Origin of the sequence: Fulvimarina uroteuthidis, from assembly GCF_034321785.1 — a bacterium.
GTDB lineage: Bacteria > Pseudomonadota > Alphaproteobacteria > Rhizobiales > Rhizobiaceae > Fulvimarina > Fulvimarina uroteuthidis.
In genome coordinates this window covers 570,602-590,669 of the sequence record NZ_JAXLPB010000002.1, presented here as the reverse complement: position 1 = coordinate 590,669, position 20,068 = coordinate 570,602, and the positions used below count along the sequence as shown (strand labels likewise).

General features: G+C 66.3%; 16 protein-coding genes. 7 read left to right on the top strand and 9 right to left on the bottom strand.

From position 1 onward, the window contains the following. Positions 1–157: 157 nt before the first annotated feature. The 4 genes from U0C82_RS07580 to U0C82_RS07565 all read right to left on the bottom strand — a co-directional run bounded on the left by U0C82_RS07580 (position 158) and on the right by U0C82_RS07565 (position 3,138). Positions 158–727: a protease inhibitor Inh/omp19 family protein gene (locus tag U0C82_RS07580; RefSeq protein WP_322186467.1), complete on the bottom strand. Its 570-nt coding sequence runs from the start codon at positions 725–727 to the stop codon at positions 158–160. A 448-nt stretch (positions 728–1,175) separates the two neighbouring features. Next, positions 1,176–1,829 carry a carbonic anhydrase gene (locus tag U0C82_RS07575; protein ID WP_322186870.1) on the bottom strand — a complete coding sequence of 218 codons (654 nt, stop codon included), beginning with the start codon at positions 1,827–1,829 and terminating at the stop codon, positions 1,176–1,178. Between the two features lie 140 nt (positions 1,830–1,969). Beyond that, positions 1,970–2,884 (bottom strand): pyridoxal kinase, encoded by a 915-nt coding sequence (gene pdxY / locus U0C82_RS07570; protein ID WP_322186466.1) that lies wholly within the window; start codon positions 2,882–2,884, stop codon positions 1,970–1,972. Beyond that, positions 2,881–3,138, bottom strand: coding sequence for a hypothetical protein (locus tag U0C82_RS07565; protein ID WP_322186465.1), 258 nt, complete (start codon positions 3,136–3,138; stop codon positions 2,881–2,883). Before U0C82_RS07565 ends, pdxY begins: the two co-directional genes overlap by 4 nt. A gap of 192 nt (positions 3,139–3,330) precedes the next feature. Here U0C82_RS07565 and U0C82_RS07560 point away from each other — a divergent pair, with 192 nt between their 5' ends. Continuing rightward, positions 3,331–8,235, top strand: a complete 4,905-nt coding sequence (locus tag U0C82_RS07560; RefSeq protein ID WP_322186464.1) for an NAD-glutamate dehydrogenase — start codon at positions 3,331–3,333, stop codon at positions 8,233–8,235. Positions 8,236–8,575: 340 nt separating this feature from the next. On the opposite strand, the gene U0C82_RS07555 is transcribed toward U0C82_RS07560, so the two are convergent. Further along, positions 8,576–8,716, bottom strand: coding sequence for a hypothetical protein (locus U0C82_RS07555; protein WP_322186463.1), 141 nt, complete (start codon positions 8,714–8,716; stop codon positions 8,576–8,578). Between the two features lie 450 nt (positions 8,717–9,166). On the opposite strand from U0C82_RS07555, the gene U0C82_RS07550 reads away from it, so the two are divergent. From U0C82_RS07550 to fae, 4 genes are all read left to right on the top strand, one after another. Beyond that, the gene (locus U0C82_RS07550; RefSeq protein WP_322186462.1) at positions 9,167–10,006 is read left to right on the top strand and encodes an MOSC domain-containing protein; all 840 of its coding nucleotides are present in this window, start codon (positions 9,167–9,169) and stop codon (positions 10,004–10,006) included. A gap of 319 nt (positions 10,007–10,325) precedes the next feature. Continuing rightward, entirely contained in the window at positions 10,326–10,862 is a 537-nt protein-coding gene (locus tag U0C82_RS07545; protein WP_322186461.1) for a DUF1993 domain-containing protein, read from the top strand. 195 nt (positions 10,863–11,057) lie between these two features. Continuing rightward, positions 11,058–12,047, top strand: a complete 990-nt coding sequence (locus tag U0C82_RS07540; protein ID WP_322186460.1) for an MBL fold metallo-hydrolase — start codon at positions 11,058–11,060, stop codon at positions 12,045–12,047. A 278-nt stretch (positions 12,048–12,325) separates the two neighbouring features. Further along, positions 12,326–12,865, top strand: coding sequence for a formaldehyde-activating enzyme (fae, locus tag U0C82_RS07535; RefSeq protein ID WP_322186458.1), 540 nt, complete (start codon positions 12,326–12,328; stop codon positions 12,863–12,865). Positions 12,866–12,986: 121 nt separating this feature from the next. Here the strand turns inward: fae and U0C82_RS07530 are convergent, their stop codons facing one another. From U0C82_RS07530 to U0C82_RS07520, 3 genes are read right to left on the bottom strand one after another with little or no spacing between them, the layout of a single operon-like run. Continuing rightward, positions 12,987–14,483, bottom strand: coding sequence for an ATP-binding protein (locus U0C82_RS07530; RefSeq protein ID WP_322186457.1), 1,497 nt, complete (start codon positions 14,481–14,483; stop codon positions 12,987–12,989). A 14-nt stretch (positions 14,484–14,497) separates the two neighbouring features. After that, a complete protein-coding gene (locus U0C82_RS07525; RefSeq protein WP_322186456.1) occupies positions 14,498–15,220 on the bottom strand; it encodes a response regulator in 723 nt (240 codons plus the stop codon). Next, a complete protein-coding gene (locus U0C82_RS07520; RefSeq protein WP_322186455.1) occupies positions 15,217–15,762 on the bottom strand; it encodes a MarR family winged helix-turn-helix transcriptional regulator in 546 nt (181 codons plus the stop codon). Before U0C82_RS07520 ends, U0C82_RS07525 begins: the two co-directional genes overlap by 4 nt. A gap of 302 nt (positions 15,763–16,064) precedes the next feature. Here U0C82_RS07520 and U0C82_RS07515 point away from each other — a divergent pair, with 302 nt between their 5' ends. Both U0C82_RS07515 and ggt read left to right on the top strand, forming a co-directional pair. Further along, a complete protein-coding gene (locus U0C82_RS07515) occupies positions 16,065–16,952 on the top strand; it encodes a branched-chain amino acid aminotransferase (protein WP_322186454.1) in 888 nt (295 codons plus the stop codon). Positions 16,953–17,297: 345 nt separating this feature from the next. Then, a complete protein-coding gene (gene ggt / locus U0C82_RS07510; protein WP_322186453.1) occupies positions 17,298–19,124 on the top strand; it encodes a gamma-glutamyltransferase in 1,827 nt (608 codons plus the stop codon). Positions 19,125–19,241: 117 nt separating this feature from the next. On the opposite strand, the gene U0C82_RS07505 is transcribed toward ggt, so the two are convergent. Next, positions 19,242–19,739: a MarR family winged helix-turn-helix transcriptional regulator gene (locus tag U0C82_RS07505; RefSeq protein ID WP_322186452.1), complete on the bottom strand. Its 498-nt coding sequence runs from the start codon at positions 19,737–19,739 to the stop codon at positions 19,242–19,244. Positions 19,740–20,068 lie beyond the last annotated feature (329 nt).

The following is a 20,068-nucleotide window of genomic DNA, read 5'->3' as shown; positions in this document are numbered from 1 at the left end:
CGATCATCCGCTTTCGCAGGAATGTTCGCGTTTGGGCGCCGACCGGCCGAAAGTCCTCGCGCCTCTTCCCGCCCGGCGCGGCCATATCGCCGGGTCCGACAAAAAACCCCGGTCGTTTCCGCCGGGGTTCTTTTCGTCGGGTTCTGATCGGAAAGGCTTACCGATAAAGGCTGATCGCTTCGCCGCCATTGGTCTGGCCGTCGAAGCGGGCATCGCCGGACGATGCGACGCTGGCGACCTGCGAGCCGCTGGAATTCTTCAGGACGACATTGTTGCCGGAAACGTCCCAGGCGGAGATGTCGGAGACGGCGCCCGGGCATCCGCGCGAGGCGGCGCGGTAGCCACCGCTCCACTTGGTGAGCGACAGGATGATCTGGCAGTTGCCGCCCGCGGTCGTCACCTTGTAGGCGCCCAGAACCTTGTTGCGCGACAGCGCGGCGCCGCCCGAACTTGCCGGCGGAGGCGTCGGCGTGCTGCCGGCGGCTGAACCGGCGTTCGGGTCGAGGGCGGCGGTCTGCGTGTCGGTCCCGGTCGCCGGCGTCGACGGGTTCGTGGTGGCGGCCGGCGGCGGTGGGGGCGGCGGCGGCGGAAGCCGGTTCGCCGAGACCTGGGGCGTCGGCGACGGCGTCAGCGGCGCGGGCCCGCTGCTGGAACCGAACTCCGGCACCGAGCGCGAGCAACCGGCCGCGATCAGCATGACGGCAAGCACCGTTCCTGTTTTCATCATTCTGGTCATCGGTCGAATGCTTCCCCTGATCGCTCGCTGTCTCAAGAAGCGAGTGCCTATCCGGCTTTTTCCGAACTTCGTGTCGTAGTCCCACTAGAGGGCCCGATCATGTTCGAGGCAAGGGCATGGGGCCCCGTCGCTGTGCCAAATTGCAACGCGGGTGCAATTGCGCAACAGTCCGGTCCCGATCCCGTCCCCGGCAAAGCCATTCGAAACACGCCCATGGCCTGCCTGCCTTCGAGAGCCCCTTAGGTCAGGAAAACGCGGCTGAATTTTGAACATGCCCGCCGATCACGGGATCGCCGCACGGATCGCCGCCACGGTCGAACCGGCTTCGACGGGGCGAGGGCGGCGCGAACATCCAAAGGGTCCGAGACGGCACGCGATCGGCGATCGAAGCGTGATGCCGAATGCGTTGCGCGCGGGGCGCTTCCAGCCCCGGCGCGGTTCAGGCGGTCTCGAAGTTCATCCGCTCGAAATCGCCGCTTTCCGGATCCATCGACCAGAGATCGCCATTGGCGATATCGACCCATGCGCCGTGAATGGTCAGCTTGTTCTGGGCCTCGAGGTCCCGGATCATCGGGAAGGTGCGCAGATTGCCGATCGAATGGCGGATCGCGACGCGCTCCAGGGCGGCGTGGCGCTCGCGCGACGTCATCTGTTCGTTGCCGTTCATGGCTTTCGCCACCGGATCGAGAAGGCTCATCCACTTGCCGATGAAGTCGCCCGGCGAGAGCGGGTCGGCATTGGGCGAGAGCGCGGCGTGAATGCCGCCGCAGCCGCTATGGCCGAGAATGAGGATGTGCTCCACCTTCAGCGCCTGCACGGCGAATTCCAGCGCGGCCGAGGTCGAGTGATACTCGCCGTCCGGCTCGTAGGGCGGCACCAGATTGGCGACGTTGCGCACCACGAAGATTTCGCCATGGGACGAATTGAAGATCGTCTCCGGCGCCGCGCGGGAATCGCAGCAGGCGATCACGATGGTGGGCGGATGCTGACCGGCTTCCGCGAGTTCGCGAAACCGTTCCCGCTCGGCGGGAAGGCGCTTTTCAAGGAAGGTCCGATAGCCAGCGACGAGATGTTCGGGAAGATGATGGGTCATGTACGAGTTGATAGGTCGCACGGGGCCGGCCATCAACGAAAATTTTGCATTTTGCAGAGCCAAATCCGCACATTCACGCGAGGGGCACCGCACGGGCATCGCCGGAAATCGGTGCCGATTCTTACCAAGTCCTTCGAAGATCAGCGTTTTTTCGCGCCCGCCAGCGTTCGCATCTGCACCATCGCCATCGGATGGGAAAGCGAGGCCGCCTCTTTCTGGAGCGCCATCTCGTTGTGGCCCGTCCTCGCCGTGCGGGCCACGATCTCGAACACGGAGGCGGTCGCAAGGCGCAGGGCCTTTTCCGGGCTCTGGCCTTCGAGCAGCCGGGCGAGGTACAGGGCCGCCGTCAGGTCGCCGCCGCCGTTCGGTCCGTTCGCGATCAGCCTGTGTTCGGCCAGTTCGGCGCTGCGCTCGCCGACGAGCAGGTTGCCGATGCTGCCCGACAGCATGGCGAAGGCCGACGTCACCAGCACCTGCGGGCAACCGAGCGTGCGGGCCGCATCGATCAGATCCCCGTTGTCATGCGCGCCGAGCCCGGTCAGGAATTCGAGTTCGAAGCGGTTGGGCGTCGCAAGGTTCGCGAGCGGCATGAGGCTTTCGCGAATGGCTGCCAGAACCTCGGGCGGCCGGTAGAGCCGCCCCTCGTCCCCAAGCACCGGATCGAGGCAGTAGACGAGATCGGGATTGGTCCGGCGCAGCGCCGCGATCAGCCCGGCCGAGGCCTCGACCTGCGCCTTCGAGGCGAAATAGCCGGTGATCACGGCCTCGATCTCCAGGGCGAAGGGGGATCCGGCCAGATCCCGGCACACGGCCTCGAAGGCGGTGTCGTCCGGTACGATCTGCGTGCCCGCCCCGTGGCCCGGATGCCAGGGCAGGGTGATCGTCGGTACGGACCAGACTTGATGGCCAAGGCTTTCGAGCGCGAAGACCACCGCCCGGTTTCCCACCGCGCCGCGCACCACATGGCTGGAGATCGACAGGACGGTCGCCCGATCGGGCCCGGCCTCGCGCGTGCCGCCGCCTCGCTCGCGCCGCTGGTCGAAGATCGATTTCATGTCGTCAGCTGAAAGAACACGATGATCGCGAAGACGGCAAACCCGACGAGGCCGAGAAGCCGCCCGACCCTCAGGCCGATGACCTCGATCCGGTCGTGCGGGTTCGCGTCGGAGGCGTTGAAGAAGGCTTTCGGGCGCAGCAGCCAGGATTGCACATGGGTGCCCGTCTGCGGATCCGTCTCTTCGCGGATCTGCTTGAGAATGCGCCGGGCTTCCTGTGCGCGCTCCCTGTCATCGTCGTCTCTTCGTCCCATGGCACAAGATGTCCGCGATCGCCGCCCGGTTTGCAAGAGTGCCGGGGGCGTCGATCGCGAACGGTCCCGAAAACGGGGCGGCGAATGCCGGATTCGGCCTTGTCTTGCGCCGCAAGCCTGTATTTTGACCCATGGCGAGCGCATGATGACGCCGAAGACGACCGAAGCGAAACGCGGAGTGGACTTATGAACATGCAGATCGGATCGACCAAAGCGAAGACGCTCCAGGCCGTCGTCGACTTGCTTCACGAGGGCGATCCGTCGATGAGCCTTGCGCCGCTGCTGTTCGCCCGCCCGCCCGCCGAGGATCTCGCCGCTTTCGATGCCGCGTCCCTGGCGCTTGCCGTCGGCCATGCGACCGCGGCGCTTCTGGACCATACCGGGGACGGGCCGATCGTGCGCGTCGAGGAGCCCGAGAACTTCCGGCGCAACGGCAATCGCCAGCTTCTGGTGACGGTCGTGACGCGCGACATGCCGTTCCTGTTCGACAGTCTCTCGGGGGAACTGGCCGCCCGCTCCTCGGACATCCATTATATCTCCCACCCGATTCTCGACGTGATCCGGCAGCCGGACGGAACCGTGTCCTCCTTTTCCGGCTCGGTTTACACCGGCCCCGAAAGCGAACAGGCCGAACGCATCAGCATCATCCAGTTCGCGCTCGACCGCTTCGCCGACCCCGACGGCACGACCAAGCTCGAAGACACGATCGAGCGCATTCTCAGCCATGTCATGCTGGCCAATGCCGATTTCGGGGCGATGCGGGCCCGGGCGGACGAGGCGATCGCGTCCCTGCGTCAGCATGCGACGCGGGTGGCGGAGGCCGACAGGGCGCTCGTCCATGAATCGGCCGAATTGCTGCAATGGCTGCGCGACGACAATTTCATCTTTCTCGGCTGCCGCGAATACGGCCTTTCCCACGATGGCGACGGCGACTTCCTCGCCCGCCGGGAAGACGACAGCCTCGGGATCCTGGCCGATCCCGGCGTCTCGATCCTCGGGCGCCAGGGAGGGCCCGCCCAGATCACGCCCGAGATCCGCGCCTTTCTCGATGCGCCGCAGCCGATGATCGTGACCAAGGCGAACGCCAAGACGGACGTCCATCGCCGTGCCTACATGGATTATGTCGGCGTCAAGCAGTTCGACGATGACGGCAATCTCGTCGGTGAAGTGCGCTTCGTCGGCCTGTTCACCTCGACGGCCTATACCCGCTCGATCCTGTCGATCCCCTATCTGCGGCTGAAGGCGGAGACCGTGATCGCACGCTCGGGCTTCCGCTCCGATTCCCATTCGGGCAAGGCGCTGCTCAACGTCCTGGAATCCTATCCGCGCGACGAGATCTTCCAGATCGACGTCGAGACGCTCGAAGACTTCGCGACCACCACCGTCGGCCTGAACGAGCGCCCGCGCATCAAGATCATGCCGCGGCTGGACCGGTTCGACCGCTTCGTCTCGATCATGGTGTACGTGCCGCGCGAGCGCTACGATTCGCGGCTGCGCGAGCAGATCGGCTCGCTTCTGGCGGATGCCTATGAGGGCCGCGTCTCGGCCTATTATCCCGCCTTTCCGGAGGGACCTCTCGCGCGCGTCCACATCATCATCGGCCGGCGCTCGGACGTTACGCCGGACGTCGATATCGCCGCGCTGGAAGACGAGATCCGCCGGTTCGCGCGCAATTGGAGCGAGACGTTCCAGACAAGGCTCGCCCAGCACGGCCGGTACGCGGAGCTGGCCGATTTCGCCGCCGGACTGCCCGAAAGCTACCGCGACGTGATCGCGCCGGAAGAGGCGATCACCGACGTTTCGGTGATCGCAAATCTCGCCGGCACCTTGCCGCTCTCCCTCGATTTCTATCGTCGCAGCGACGATCCGGCGACCATCGTGCGCCTGAAGATCTATCATCTGGGCGAGGCGGTCTCGCTCTCGACAAGGGTGCCGATCCTCGAAAACATGGGCTTCTCGGTCGTCTCGGAGCGCACCTTCGAGATCCGCAGGCCCGACGGCGAGCACGTCCACCTGCACGACATGGACCTCATGCGGCGCGACGGGGGCGAAATCCACCTCAACGACGACGGCCGGTCGCTCGAACAGACCTTCTCGGCGGTCTGGGGTCGGTGCATCGAGAACGACCTCTTCAACGCGCTGGTTCTGGAGGCCGGCCTCAGCCACCGGGAGGCGAACGTGCTGCGTGCCTACGGTCGCTATCTGCGCCAGGGCGGTCTGCCCTATTCGCCGGGCTATCTGGCCCAGGCCCTGACGCGCCGTGCAAGCCTTGCCCGGTCCCTGTTCGACCTGTTCGAGAAGGCGCTCGATCCGGCGACGGGGGGTGGGGAACAGGAGGTCGACGCGCAATCGGCCGCCGAGGGCGTTCCGGGCCTCGATCCCGCGCTCTACGAGCGGGCCGCGACGCGTGGCGTGACCGGGCTCTTCTGCGACCTCATCGCCCGGCTGGAGGATGTCGATTCGATCGACGACGACCGGATCCTGCGCCACTACATCGCCGCGATCCTCGCCACTTTGCGCACCAACTATTTCGCGGTCGACGGCACGCGCAGCGAACTCGACGCCGAGCCCGGCAAGGTCGCGCCGGCGCTCGCCTTCAAGTTCGACAGCGCGGCTGTGGAAGGCCTGCCGCAGCCGGTGCCGTTCCGCGAGATCTTCGTCTTCGATGCCCGTGTCGAGGGCGTGCATCTGCGCTTCGGCAAGGTGGCGCGCGGCGGGCTTCGCTGGTCCGACCGGGCGCAGGACTACCGCACCGAGGTGCTCGGCCTCGTCAAGGCGCAGCAGGTGAAGAACGCCGTCATCGTGCCGGTCGGCGCCAAGGGCGGCTTCTACCCCAAGCGCCTGCCGGACCCGGGCGTCGATCGCGACGCCTGGTTCGCGGCCGGAAAGGCCGCCTATGTGGTCTTCATCGCCTCGCTCCTGTCGATCACCGACAACATCGTCGGCACCGATATCGTGCCGCCGGAACAGGTGAAGCGGCTCGACGGCGACGATCCCTATTTCGTGGTCGCCGCCGACAAGGGCACGGCGACCTTCTCCGACACGGCCAACGCCATCGCCCAGTCGGAATCCTTCTGGCTCGACGATGCCTTCGCCTCCGGCGGCTCGGTCGGCTACGACCACAAGGCCATGGGCATCACCGCGCGCGGTGCCTGGGAGGCGGTGAAGCGCCATTTTCGCGAGATGAACCACGACATCCAGTCCGAGCCGTTCACCGTGGCCGGCTGCGGCGACATGTCGGGCGACGTGTTCGGAAACGGCATGCTCCTGTCGCGGCAGACCAAGCTGATCGCGGCCTTCGATCATCGCGACATCTTCATCGATCCGAACCCCGATCCGCAGATCAGCTTCGAGGAGCGCAAGCGCCTGTTCGAAAAGGCCCGCTCGTCCTGGGCCGACTATGACCCGTCGAAGATCTCGGAAGGCGGCGGCGTCTTCTCGCGCAGGCAAAAGCGGATCACCCTGCCCGAGGCGGCGCGCGAGGCGATCGGCCTTGCCAAGGAGAGCGGCACGCCCTCCGAGATCATCACCGCGATCCTGAAATGCCCGGCCGATCTTCTTTGGTTCGGGGGTATCGGCACCTATATCCGCGCCTCGACGGAATCGAACTCCGAGGTCGGCGACCGGGCGAACGACGCTGTCCGCATCGCCGCGAAGGATGTCCGTGCCAAGGTGGTGGGCGAGGGCGCCAATCTCGGGGTCACGCAGCGCGGCCGCATCGAGTTCGCCCGGTCCGGCGGCCGGATCAATTCGGACGCGATCGACAATTCGGCCGGCGTCAACACGTCGGACGTCGAGGTGAACATCAAGATCGCGCTGAAGTCGGCGATGGAGGACGGGCGGCTTGCGCGCGAGGCGCGCAACACCTTGCTCGCCTCCATGACCGAGGCGGTGGGCAAGCTCGTCCTCGTCAACAATTACGAGCAGACCCTGGCGATATCCCTCGACAGGCGGAAGGGCGATGCGATCCTGCCGCTGCAGGCCCGTTTCATGGCTGCGCTCGAGGAGACCGGCGATCTCGACCGGACGGTGGAGGTGCTGCCCGGCGACAGCGCGCTGGCCGATCTGAAAGGCTCGGGCGCCGGACTGACCCGCCCGGAAATCGCGGTGCTTCTCGCCTATGCCAAGCTGACGCTGTTCGACCAGCTCGTCGACAGCCCGCTTCCGGACGATCCCTATCTGGAAGACCGGCTGCACGATTATTTCCCCAAGCCGATGCGACACGATTTCGCCCGCGATATCGAGAACCATCGCCTGAAGCGGGAGATCGTCTCGACGGTTCTGGCCAACGATCTGGTCAATCGCTGCGGCGCGACCTTCCTGACGGTGGTGCGGGAGGCGACAGGCGCATCGCCCTCCGAGATCGTACGCGGCTTCGTGGCCGCCTATGACGGGCTCGCCGCCGCCGACCTGTTCGACCGGCTCGACCGGCTCGACACCAAGATCGATGGTGCCCTGCAGAACGAACTCTACGAGGCCGTCGCCCAGTTCCTGCGCCGGGCAACACGCTGGTTCGTGCGCAACGAGGGCTTCGCCGACGGTCTCACCGGGGTCGTGGTGGAATGCCGGAACGCGATGGAACAGTTGCGGCCAAGACTCCTCGATCTCGCCTCCGAGGCGTCGCGCACGGAGACGAAGGCGCAAGCCGGGCGATGGGTGGACGCCGGTGTGCCGCAGGATCTCGCCGATGATCTGGCGCTCCTGCCGCTGATCGCCCTGGTGCCGGATATCGCCTTCGTTTCACGTGAAACATCGGCGGATGCGGGTACGGTGATGCGGACCTATTTCGGCATGACCGAACGCTTCGAGATCGGCCGCCTGGAATCGGCGATGTTCGCGCTGGAAGCCGGCGACTATTACGAGATCCTCGCCCTCGACCGCGCGGGCAGCCAGATCGCGGAAGCCCGGCGAAAGCTTACGGAGGTGGCGCTGAAACGCTTCGGCGGAGAGGACGATCCGGTCGAAGCCTGGGCCGGCGAGCAGGGCGCTGGCGCGAAGCGGATCGGCAGCCAGATCCGGACGCTGACGGGAAGCGGCGAAACCTCCGTTCCGCGCATCACCGTGGCGGCCGGCCTGCTCGCCGATCTGGCGGGATGAGGAACGCGGTGGCGATATCCGGTCGGCAGGCGATCGCCCCGTGATTCCGGCGGAATGACGGCGTGTCCGGCCGACGGGGCCGGATGCCGTCCGTCCGGGACCGCGCCTGCCCGAGAGCGGCGGACGGGGGCGCCGGAGACCCTCGCATCGACGCAAACGCACATCGAAGTCGACGGCGGGCCATCGACGGGCCCCGTCGATGGCATGGACGCGCTTCGACGCCCCCTCAAGGAAGGCTTTTCGTCGCCGCGCCAGGCCTATGGCCGACGCGCACTGGCCCGGACGGGCCGAAACCAGCCGCCCAAGCGAAACCGCTGCCCGAACCTTTCGGGCGCGGGGCCTATTTCTTCTTCTTGGTCTCGTCCTGTGACTTGGCGAACTTTGCCGGTGTACCGACTTCGACGGCGGCCGGTTTGGCAGCCTTCTTGTCCGCCTTGGGTTTGCGCACTTCCTTGTTGCCGCGTACTTGGCCTTTGGCCATGATGTTCGTCCTCCGGTCGCAGTTTTTCGAACGGCCTGACTGCCGGTTCGCGCGACATTGTTACAGCGCCGGGTGAGAAATGGGCATCCGGTTTTTCGGCCACCCGGCGCGAAAATCGAAAGACCGGCAGGATCGGGCGATCCGACACGATCGTCCCTCTTGGAAAACGGGCCGAACGGTCTGCGGATCGACAGTGATCCGATGACAGGGTCCGGCACGCAGACTAGCATGGCGCTGCGCGCTTCGCGTCGCAAATCGGCGTGAAAAGCGCAGGGACCAGCCGAATGCGGACGCCGCGCACGCGCACCCTTGGCATGCAGGCGGAGCACCGGTTGCATCCCCCTGCCGCTTCGGGTTCTCTGCCCGCCGAGCCGGCGCGCCCGAACCACCCGGTGGCACCGCTTCGCCTGCCACCGCTTCGCCCGCCCCCATCGCAAGGACACTGCATCCGTGAAACTTGGCGCTCTTCATATCCATCCGGTCAAGAGCGGACGGGCGATCGGCCTCAGGACCGCCGAGATCAACCGCGAGGGACTTGCCGGCGATCGGCGCTGGATGCTGGTGAATGCCGACGGCACCTTCATCACCCAGCGCGAGATGCCGGCGCTCGCAAGGCTCGAGGCCGAGATGACCGAGGACGGGCTGATCCTCGTCCTTGCGGACGAGGGTGAGCGCTTCGTGCCGTTTCCGGACGGCGGGGAGCGGATCACGGTGCGCCTCTGGAAGGATCGTCTCGACGTCGCCCTTGCCGGCGAGGAGACCCATGCCGCCCTGTCGCGCTGGCTGAAGCGCGAGGTGCGGCTCGTCTATCAGGACCGGATCGAACGGACGGCGGACGAGACCTTCGCACCGCCGGAGAGCCCGGTCACCCTTGCGGACGGCTTTCCGCTCCTCGTCACGACGAACGCCTCGCTGCGCGATCTGAATGCGCGGCTCGTTCAAACCGGTTTCGACCCGGTTCCCATGAGCCGCTTCCGCCCCAACATCGTCATTGAGGATGCGGACGCCTGGGGCGAGGACGAATGGCGCACGATCCAGATCGGTGGCGTCGTGCTCGATCTCGTGAAGCCATGCGCACGCTGCACGATGACCACCGTCGACCAACTCGACGGTGTCGTTTCGGGAGAGCAGCCGCTCAAGATCCTGCGCGAAATCCGTATGTCCGCCGATCGGTCGGTTCCCGGCATGCTGTTCGGCTGGAACGCGGTGCCCCGGGGCGAGGGCCGGCTCGACGTGGGAGACGCGGTCGACATTCTGGAACGGCGCAGCGGCGACGTCGTGCGCGGGTGATACGCGTGCGCGGCGCACCCGGAGACGAAAGATCCTAGCAAGGGCCCTGACCGTCGATAAGTCGAAGGTCCGGGCGAGACGGCGGCATCAGCCGCCGCCGCGCCAGTCGGCGCGGGATACCCCCGGTCCCTTGTCGGGACCGCTGGTATCATCCGGTTTTCCCGCGGCTCGCCGCGGAAAGGTCACGCGATCGTCACAAAAGGGGCGGTACACCCTGACGATCGGCCTCGGCCGGAATGCGACGCGGCCGCAAGCCGCATCCCGCGACACCGGCCGAACGACGACACCGACCGACTTCTTCGCACGAAAGGCGTTTCGCATGTCCCTCCATCGCTGGACCGTTCCCACCCATATCCACATGCTCGAGGCCCTTGGCGGCCAGCTGGCGAAGGCCGAAGCCTTCGCGAACGACAGGGGCGAGGCGTCCTCGGACATGCTGACAGCGCGGCTTGCGCCCGACATGTTCCCGCTGGCGACACAGGTCCGGTTCGCCTGCTTCCAGAGCCTCGAATGCATGGATCGCCTGACCGGGGCCGCGGTCCGCGCCATCGACACGGTCGCCGGGATCGAAACGATCGCGGCGGCGAGGGCCCTGATCGCCGAGACGGTTCGAACCCTTAAGAGCGCCGACCCCACGCTTTGGGACGGTGCCGAGACACGGCCCGTCGAGATCGTGCTTCCCGGCGACCTGATCTTCGACATGACGGGTGAGGACTTCGTGCGCGACTGGGCCCTCGCCCAGTTCTATTTTCACATCGTCACGGCCTATGCGATCCTGCGTCGGCACGGCGTCGGTCTCGGCAAGGCCGACTATGTGCCCTACATGTTCGCCTACGCCCGTAAGCGCGCCGAATGAACGATCGCACGCGGCGTCCGGCCGCGAAGGCCGGGTGCCCTCCGGTCGGGTCGAGCGCACGCGGCATGTGAGCCGATCCAGCGTCCGAACGCGCGGCGCGATGCTTCGCGTCTCCTGCCGGCGCAACGAGATGGGCGGCCGGGCGTTGTGATGGCGTATCGGCGCCGCCGGCCCCGTTTCCAGAAGGCCCATCCCTTGAAAAACCCCTATTATGCCGGACCGAAGACCGATCATTTCGACGGAACGCGGTTCTTCAGTCCCGGCGCTTTGTCCACCGACAAGTCGGTCGGCGATCTTTTGCGCTGGAAGCTGAGGGAGAAGACCGCGCCCTGGCCGAAGGCGGTTCCCGTCGAGCCGATCCGGCCCGAGGCACGGGTGGGCGGCTGCCGGGCCACCATGATCGGTCATGCGAGCGTCCTGCTGCAGGTGGGGAACCTCAACATCCTCACCGATCCGGTCTATTCGCAACGGGTCAGCCCGGTCTCGTTCGCCGGGCCAAGGCGGGTCGCGGCCCCCGGCATCCGCTTTGCGGACCTGCCCCAGATCGATCTCGTCCTCCTGTCCCACAATCACTACGACCATTGCGATGTCGCGACGCTGAAGGCGCTCGACGAACGCTTTCGCCCGCGCGTCGTCACCGCTCTGGGCAACGATCGCTTCCTGCGCGAGGCGATCCCGGGTCTCGACGTGACGGCCGGCGACTGGGGTGACGTGGTGTCCATCGACAAGGACGCGAGCGTCGCTTTGACGCCGGCCCATCATTGGTCGTCGCGCGGGGTGCGCGACCGCCGCATGGCGCTATGGTGCGGCTTCGTGCTGAAGACGCCGCGGGCTAAGGTCTATTTCGTCGGCGATTCCGGCTATGGCGACGGCGGGATCTTCCGGCAGATCGCCGAACGGCACGGCGAGCCCGATCTCGCCCTCATTCCGATCGGCGCCTACGCGCCGCGCTGGTTCATGCAGTCCCAGCACATGAACCCGGAAGAAGCCGTCGACGTCTTCGAGGCGATCGGCGCGAGGCACGCCCTCGCGATCCATTGGGGCACGTTCCAGCTCACCGACGAGCCCCGCCACGAACCGCCTGCCCGTCTGGCCGAAACGCTTGCGGCACGCGGGATCGATCCGGACCGCTTCGTCGCGCCGGAGCCGGGCGGCGTTCTCGATCTGAGCGGCGCAGCTCACTGACGACAGCAGCAGGCCGGAAGCGGAAGCGAAGCCTGGCACGGGCGCCATCGTAAAGCCGCCGGGCCGATCGCCGGTCGCATGATCGGGGTCGGCCTGCACCGCACGCTGCCGGGCGAGACGGTTTCGTGGCGAATCGACGAAAAACCGGATGCCACTTTCGCGCCCGGCAGTGTATGGCTTGCGACGTCGCGGGCGCCACCCGCAGCCGGGCGACCAGCGCCGGCGGGGTTCGGCGCCTGCAAACAGTCCATCGCGACCCATTCTTCAGGAGACCTCCCATGACCGATATCATCATGCGCACCGGCGAAGCGACGGTTCTGGCGGCCGAGGGCCAGGTGACCGACGCCATGCCCGAGATCGTCATCGGCTCCCTGTCGGGCCCCGTCGGCCACGCCTTTGCCGGCATGCTGGGACAGACCGTCGGTCACACGCGCATGTTCGTGGTCCGCGACCTCAACCAGATGGTGCGTCCGGCCACCATGATGACCACCAAGGCGACGATCCATACGGAGGCCTATGTGGAGCTCTTGGGCGGCGTCGTTCAGGCCGCGACCGGCGACGCCATCGTCGATTGCGTGATCGAGGGGATCATCCCGAAGGAGATCGTCGACGATATCTGCATGATCGTCACCATCTGGCTCGATCCGCGTTGCGCCGAGGACGACAATCTCGACAAGGCCGATCTCTACCGCACCAATTACGAGGCGACGAAGCTGGCCATCGGCCGGGCTTTGAAGGGCGAGCCGAGCATCGAGACCCTGATCGAGAACCGCAAGTCGGTGAAGCACTACGCCCTCGAAGGCGTGATCGACTACTGACGCCGCGTCTGGTGTCGGCCCCGCGGCGGCTTTGCCCGCGGCGGCGGCGTCGATACAGGCGCTCCGGCGAGGCGTCGAAGCGGCTTGCCGCTCACGGCTCTCGTCTTGAACGGGGCCGATCTCAGGCCGGCAGGCGAATGAGGGCGCGCAGGCCGCCCAGATCGCTGCTCGACAGGAGAATGTCGCCGCCATGGGCGCGCGCGATGTCGCGCGCGATCGCAAGGCCGAGCCCCGTGCCGCCCGCATCGATATTGCGGGCATCGTCCAGCCGCACGAACGGCTTGAAGACCTCCTCGCGCATGTCCGGCGGAATGCCGGGGCCGTCATCCTCGACCTCGAGGGTCAGCCAGCGGCCCTCATGGTTGGCTTCGACCACGATCCGGTCGGCGTAGCGGATCGCATTGCCGACAATGTTGGTCACCATGCGCTGGAAGGCGTCCGGCCGCACTGTCAGGCGGGGATCGCCGGCCACGCGCACGCTCAGCTTCTTGCCCTTCAGCTTGGCTTCGCTCCGGAAGCGGGCAAGGACATCCTCGATATCGACCTCCGCCACGTCTTCGCCGGCCTCGTCCCGCGCGAAGGCGAGGTAGCCCTCCAGCATCCGCTGCATCTCGGCGATATCGGCGTTCAGCTCCTCGATGTCCTCGCTTTCGCCCAGAAACTGGAGCTGCAGGCGAAACCGCGTGAGAATGGTGCGCAGATCGTGGCTGACGCCGTTCAGCATCTGGGTGCGCTGTTCGAGCTGGCGTTCGATCCGGTCGCGCATCTGGATGAAGGCGATCGAGGCGCGCCGCACCTCAGAGGCGCCGCGCGGGCGAAAGTCCGGCGGCATCGGCTTGCCGCGCCCGAAGCCCTCGGCGGCCGCCGCAAGGTTCTGGATCGGCCGGATCTGGTTGCGCAGAAACAGGATCGCGATGAGAAGCAGAACCAGCGAAGTGATCACCATCCACACGATGAAGATATGCGTGTTCGAGGCATAGGCCGAGTTTCGCGGGGCGAAGATCCGCAGGACACTGCCCTCGAGCTGGATGCGGATTTCCACGATCCGCGAATCGCCGACCGTGTCGATCCAGAACGGTCGCCCGATCCGGGTGCGGAGCTCGTTGCTGAGAATGCTGTCCAGAATGTTGAAGAAGGGCTTGGGCGCCGGCGGCGGCAGCGGCTCCAGCGGCAGGACGGCGGCGTTGAGATCGAGATCCCGGCGCGCGATCTGGATCGCGATCGCGTCCCCCTCCGGGCCCGGGATCGTCTCCACCATGGCCACGAGGGCCGCGACGTCGCGCACCACCGCCTCCGACAGGCGCCGGGTGACGAGGGCCCAGTGACGCTCCATGAAGACGATCGTCACGACGCATTGCAGGATCACCATCGGCGCGATGATGATGATCAGCGAGCGGGCGTAAAGGCTCTTCGGGACGTAGCGTCCGAAGAAACGGGGGATCGGCCGCAGGGGGCCGCGCCAGATGTCGAGACGCGAGGGCCGGGGCAGGCGACCGAGCCAGCGCCATCCCCAGACATCGGGCCAGCGCCCGACCCAGTCCCGTGCGAGGCCGAGCGCCTGCATCGATCCGTGCCGGGACTTGCGTCCCGTATCCTTCAGGCGCTCGATGAGGGTCACGCGCGCGCCCCTCCTCAATCGACGTTGAGCCGGTAGCCGACACCGCGAACCGTCTGAAGCCAGAGGGGATTGCCGGGATCGGGCTCGATCTTGCGGCGCAAGCGGTTGATCTGGACGTCGATCGTGCGCTCGCCGATCTCATTGTCCTCGCCGACGAGGGCGAGCCTCTGCACCGTTTCGCCCGGCTTGGCGGCAAATTGCGCCATGATGTCCTGCTCGCGGTCGGTCAGGCGGATCAGTTCGCCGCCGCGCTTCAGTTCGCGCCTCGGCAGGTTGAAGGCGAACGGACCGAAACAGACCGTTTCGATCGGCGCCGGCGCGGGGTTCGTGCCGCGCTTCAGGATATTGTTCAACCGCAGGAGGAGTTCGCGCGGATCGAACGGCTTGGCCAGATAGTCGTCGACGCCGGCTTCGAGGCCCTCGATGCGGGAATCGATCTCCGCGCGCGCCGTCAGCATCAGGATCGGACAGTCGCGGGTCTCGCGCAGGGAGCGCACGAGATCGATCCCGTTCTCGCCCGGCATCATCACGTCGACGATCAGAACATCGAAATCGAGACCGGACAGGATGCGGCGCGCCTCCCCGGCATCCTGCGCGGTGGAGACGCGGAACCGCTTCTCGCTGAGGAACCGCGACAGGAGCGAGCGGATGCGCCGGTCGTCGTCGACGATCAGAATATGGGGGGCGGCATCGTCCGGGCCCTGGCCCTGGCTTTCGCGTATCGGCGTGTCGCTCATGTCACAGGCCCCTCGTTCAGGACGTTCGTTTCGAGCCAGGCCTTGGCCGGATCCTCGCCGCCGCCCATGCTGACGAGGAAGCTTGCGACCGCGCTTGCGCCCTCGGTGCCGATCTTGCCGATCGCGGCATCGATCCGGGCGGCCTGCTGGCGGGACAATTCCAGCGTCAGGTCGCGTCCCTTTTGCGTCGGGTAGAGCCGTCTCTGGCGGCGGTCGGTGGATCCGGGGAGCTGGGCGACGAAACCGTCATCGATCAGCTGTCGCAACACGCGGCTCAGGGATTGCTTGGTGATCTTCAGCAGATCGAGCAGATCGGCGATGGTGATGCCGGGCGATCTGTTCACGAAATGGAGAACGCGATGATGCGCGCGCCCGAACCCGTAGGATGCGAGGATCGTGTCCGCATCGGTCGTGAACTGCCGATAGGCGAAGAACATCAATTCGATGAACCGGAAGTCGACGGCACCGGTGGTCTGCAGGGGCTCGGCGACGATATCGCACGCCTGCCCGACTTTTGAACTGAGTGCGATAGGATTGCTCATGAAATAGGTCAGCACTATTGACGCATTTTTACGACCACGTTACACATTTGCGCAAGTGTTGAAAACTGTCGGGCCGAGGGCACGCACGGCGTATCGATACGACGGTCGTACGACGGCCGGGCCGCCGGTCGGCGGACACGAACGATCCACGGCATGTCCGTGCCGGCACGGGGGCTGAAGGGCACGATGCGCCGGGCACGGTTCCGGCGCGGTCGAATGCAGGGCCGGCGGCTTGGCGACCGGTCCGTGACGTATGTTGAACAGTGCGCATCGCTGCGGCGGGCGCGGGAGGTTTTGTGACCATGGGCGTTCCCTTCGATCAAATGGACGGCGACATCTGGATGAACGGCAGCTTCGTGCCGTGGAAGGACGCCAAGATCCACGTTCTGACCCACGGGCTGCATTATGCGAGCTCCGTCTTCGAGGGCGAGCGCGCCTATGGCGGCGAGGTGTTCAAGCTGCGCGCCCACACCGAGCGCCTGATCGAATCCGGTCGCATTCTCGGCTTCAAGGTTCCCTACAGCGCCGAGACGCTCGATGCGGCGACCAACGAACTTCTGAAACGCCAGGGCTTCGTCGACGCCTATGTTCGCCCGGTCGCCTGGCGCGGGTCGGAGATGATGGGTGTTTCGGCGCAGAACAACACGATCAACGTGGCCATCGCCGCCTGGGTCTGGCCGAGCTATTTCGACCCCGAGCAGCGCATGAAGGGCATCCGCCTCGATATGGCCGAATATCGCCGGCCCGATCCGATGACCGCGCCGTCCCGCGCGAAAGCGGCCGGCCTCTACATGATCTGCACCATTTCCAAGCATGCGGCAGAGGCCAAGGGCTATGCCGACGCGCTGATGCTCGACTGGCGCGGTCGCGTCGCCGAAGCAACGGGCGCGAACATCTTCTTCGTCGGCGACGGGGTCATCCATACGCCCGATCCGGACTGCTTCCTCAACGGCATCACCCGCCAGACGGTGATCGAGCTTGCCCGCCGGCGGGGCCTCGAGGTGCGTGAACGCGCGATCATGCCCGAAGAATTGTCCGGTTTCAGCGAGTGCTTCATCTGCGGCACGGCCGCCGAAGTGACGCCGGTGGCCGAGATCGCCGATTGGCGCTTCACGCCCGGCGACATCACCCGCCAGCTAATCGGCGACTACAGCAACGAGGTCCAGCCGAAGCGCCAGGCCGCCGAATAGGCGCGTCCCGCCAATATGAACTGTTTCACGTGAAACGGCCGGTCCGCGACCGTCCGGATCTTCCCCTCTCATCGAAAGGCCTGCTGATCGGCGATCGGCGGGCCTTTTTCGCGTCACCGCGCCGATGCGCCAGGCTGGACAAGACTGCGCTCCGTCCGGGCGCTGCCAGGTCTCGCTGCTGCGCCGAGCGCTTGCCCGATCGGTCTGCATCGGAACCGGTTCGGCCTCGCAATGTGATGTTTCCCTCCATCGGCGCATGACGCGCCCTTGCGGGCCTTGACGGGCGTGGCACGCCGACGGATCCTCAAGATTGCGATTTTGCAATTTAACGAGGAAACCCTCCGCATGCGTCGTCAGTTCACAGTCCGCCTCGCCGTTCGCCCCTTCCTGCGTCCCGCCTTCGGTCCGGTCGTCGGCTTGACGCTCGCCTTCGCCTGCGCGGCTCCCGGGGTCGGCAAGGCGCAATCCCAGGCGAGCGACGCGGTGCAGCCGGAGACAGGCACGACAGCGCTGCGCGAGACGGAGACAGCCCGGGCGGCGGTGAACGCCTCCCGGCACATGGTCGCCGCGGCCCATCCGCTGGCCGCCGAGGCGGGACGCGCCATGCTGCGCGCCGGGGGCAACGCGATCGACGCCATGGTCGCGACCCAGTTCGTGCTGGGCCTCGTCGAGCCGCAATCCTCCGGCCCCGGCGGCGGAGCGTTTCTCGTCTATTTCGATGCGGAGAGCGGTGCGCTCACCACGTTTGACGGCCGCGAGACGGCGCCCGCCCGGGCCACGCCGACGCTGTTTCTCGACGAGGCCGGCGAGCCGCTCGAATTCTTCGACGCGGTGGTGGGCGGCCGGTCCGTCGGAACCCCCGGCACCGTTCGACTGATGGGCGAAACCCATGAACGGTACGGCAGGCTTCCCTGGAAAACCGTGCTTCAACCGGCGATCGAACTGGCCGAGACCGGCTTTCCCGTCTCGCCGCGCCTGGCCGAGGCGATCGAGGAGGATGCGACCCATCTGTCCCGGTTCGCGGCCACCCGCGACACGTTCTTCCACGATGACGGGACCCCGCTCGAGGCGGGCGAGACATTCGTCAACCGGTCTTATGCCCAGACCCTGCGGCTGATCGCGGACGGCGGTGCGGACGCGTTCTACACCGGGCCGCTCGCAGGCCGGATCGTCGAAACCGTCCAGGGCGCCGAAGGCAATCCGGGCGTCCTCGAACGGTCCGATCTCGAAGCCTACCGGGTGATCGAGCGCGAACCGGTGTGCGTCACCTACCGCCAGCACGAGGTCTGCGGCATGGGCCCGCCCTCCTCGGGCGCGCTGACCCTCGGCCAGATTCTCGGAATGCTCGTCCGGTTCGACCTTGCGGGCCTCGGCCCCCTCGATGCCGAGGCCTGGCGGCTGATCGGCGAGGCGTCCCGCCTCGCCTTCGCCGACCGGGGACGGTACATGGCCGACGCCGATCATGTGGCGGTGCCCGCGCGCGGCCTTCTCGACGAGGCCTATCTTTCAGCGCGCTCGGCGCTGATTCCCGAGGCGGGCATTCTTGCCAAGGATCAGGTGGTGCCGGGCTCCCCGCCCTGGGACCATGCGCGGCTCCAGGGCGACGACCGTTCGATCGAGTTCCCCTCGACCAGCCATTTCTCCATCGTCGACGAGGCCGGCAACGTCGTCTCGATCACGACCACGATCGAAAACGGGTTCGGCTCGCGGCTGATGGTGGGCGGGTTCCTCCTCAACAACGAACTGACGGACTTCTCCTTCGCCACCCATGAAGAGGGATTTCCGATCGCGAATGCCGTCGCGCCGGGAAAACGGCCACGCTCCTCCATGGCGCCGACCATCGTGATGCGGGAGGGCAGGCCGGTCTACGCGCTCGGCTCGCCCGGCGGCAGCCGGATCATCGGCTATGTCGCGGGCGCACTCGTCGCGCTTCTGGACTGGGACATGGACCCGCAGGCCGCGGCGAGTCTGCCGCATCTCGTCAACCGGTTCGGACCGTTCGATATCGAGGAAAATTCGCCCGCCGCGGATCTGGCCGCGCCCCTCGCGGACATGGGCTACGAGGTCAATGTGGGCGACCTCAATTCGGGGCTGCACATCATCGAACTGACCGGGGATGGCCTTGTCGGCGGGGCGGATCCGCGCCGCGAGGGCGTTGCGATCGGCGACTGACACAGCTTCGGACGATCGGTCGGGGCGTTCGCAACCGCTCGCCTGCGGTGTTCGCGGCCGAAGGACCTGTCGCCCCTTCGTTCCCTGACGGGCCTTGCGCCTGTCAGGGCATTCCGGTCATTCGGCCATCATCGCCTGATCCGCATTCGCATTCTTCGAACGGTGCTTCGACGAGGTTGCCGCCGTCTTCGCCGAAAGGTCGCCGGCAACCGCGTTCAGCATTGCAAGGAACGCATCCTGCTGCGCTTCGTCGAGGCTTTGCAAGGCCCCCTGGAGGACGCCCTCCATGCGTGTTTCCATCTCCTCGCGCAGACCGCGCGAATGATTGGTGAGGTAAAGCCTGCGCAACCGGCGATCGCCTGCCTCCATGCGCCGCTCGACGAAACCGAGATCCACCAGCTTGTCGATCTGACGCGAGATCGTCATGGCGTCCATCTCGATCTGGGTGCCGACTTCCGACTGACCCACGCCTTCTTCGATGTAGAGTCTGCGGATGATCCGGATCTGGGGCCAAGTGATCTTCATATCGCGATAGGCGTCTTCGAACGCATCCCGCAGCAGTCGGGATACGTCCAGAAGAGCCAGGGTGATCTGTTGGCTTGTTGCAAATGTCATGAGACGGATCCTTCGTCCATTTGGACCGGAAAATCTATCGGGAATTGTAACGCAGCGAACATAAGAAGTTGATCAACTCCGGTGGACGGCTGAGCGGAACGGGCGGCCAAACGATGGGCAACGATGAGCATGCGGCATTCAAGTCCTTGAAAAGGTTGCGGCGAATGCAATTCACGCCTGGGAGGCGATGGGCCAAATCCTCGCTTGAAGGCCGGATCCTCGATAGACGGGGCCATGCGCAAGACCAGCCTACCCTCCGCGCCGTTATGCGTCCGGCGCGCAGAAGGATTACTCTGGGTAAGTCCTTGCAGACCCGGTATAGGTGACTC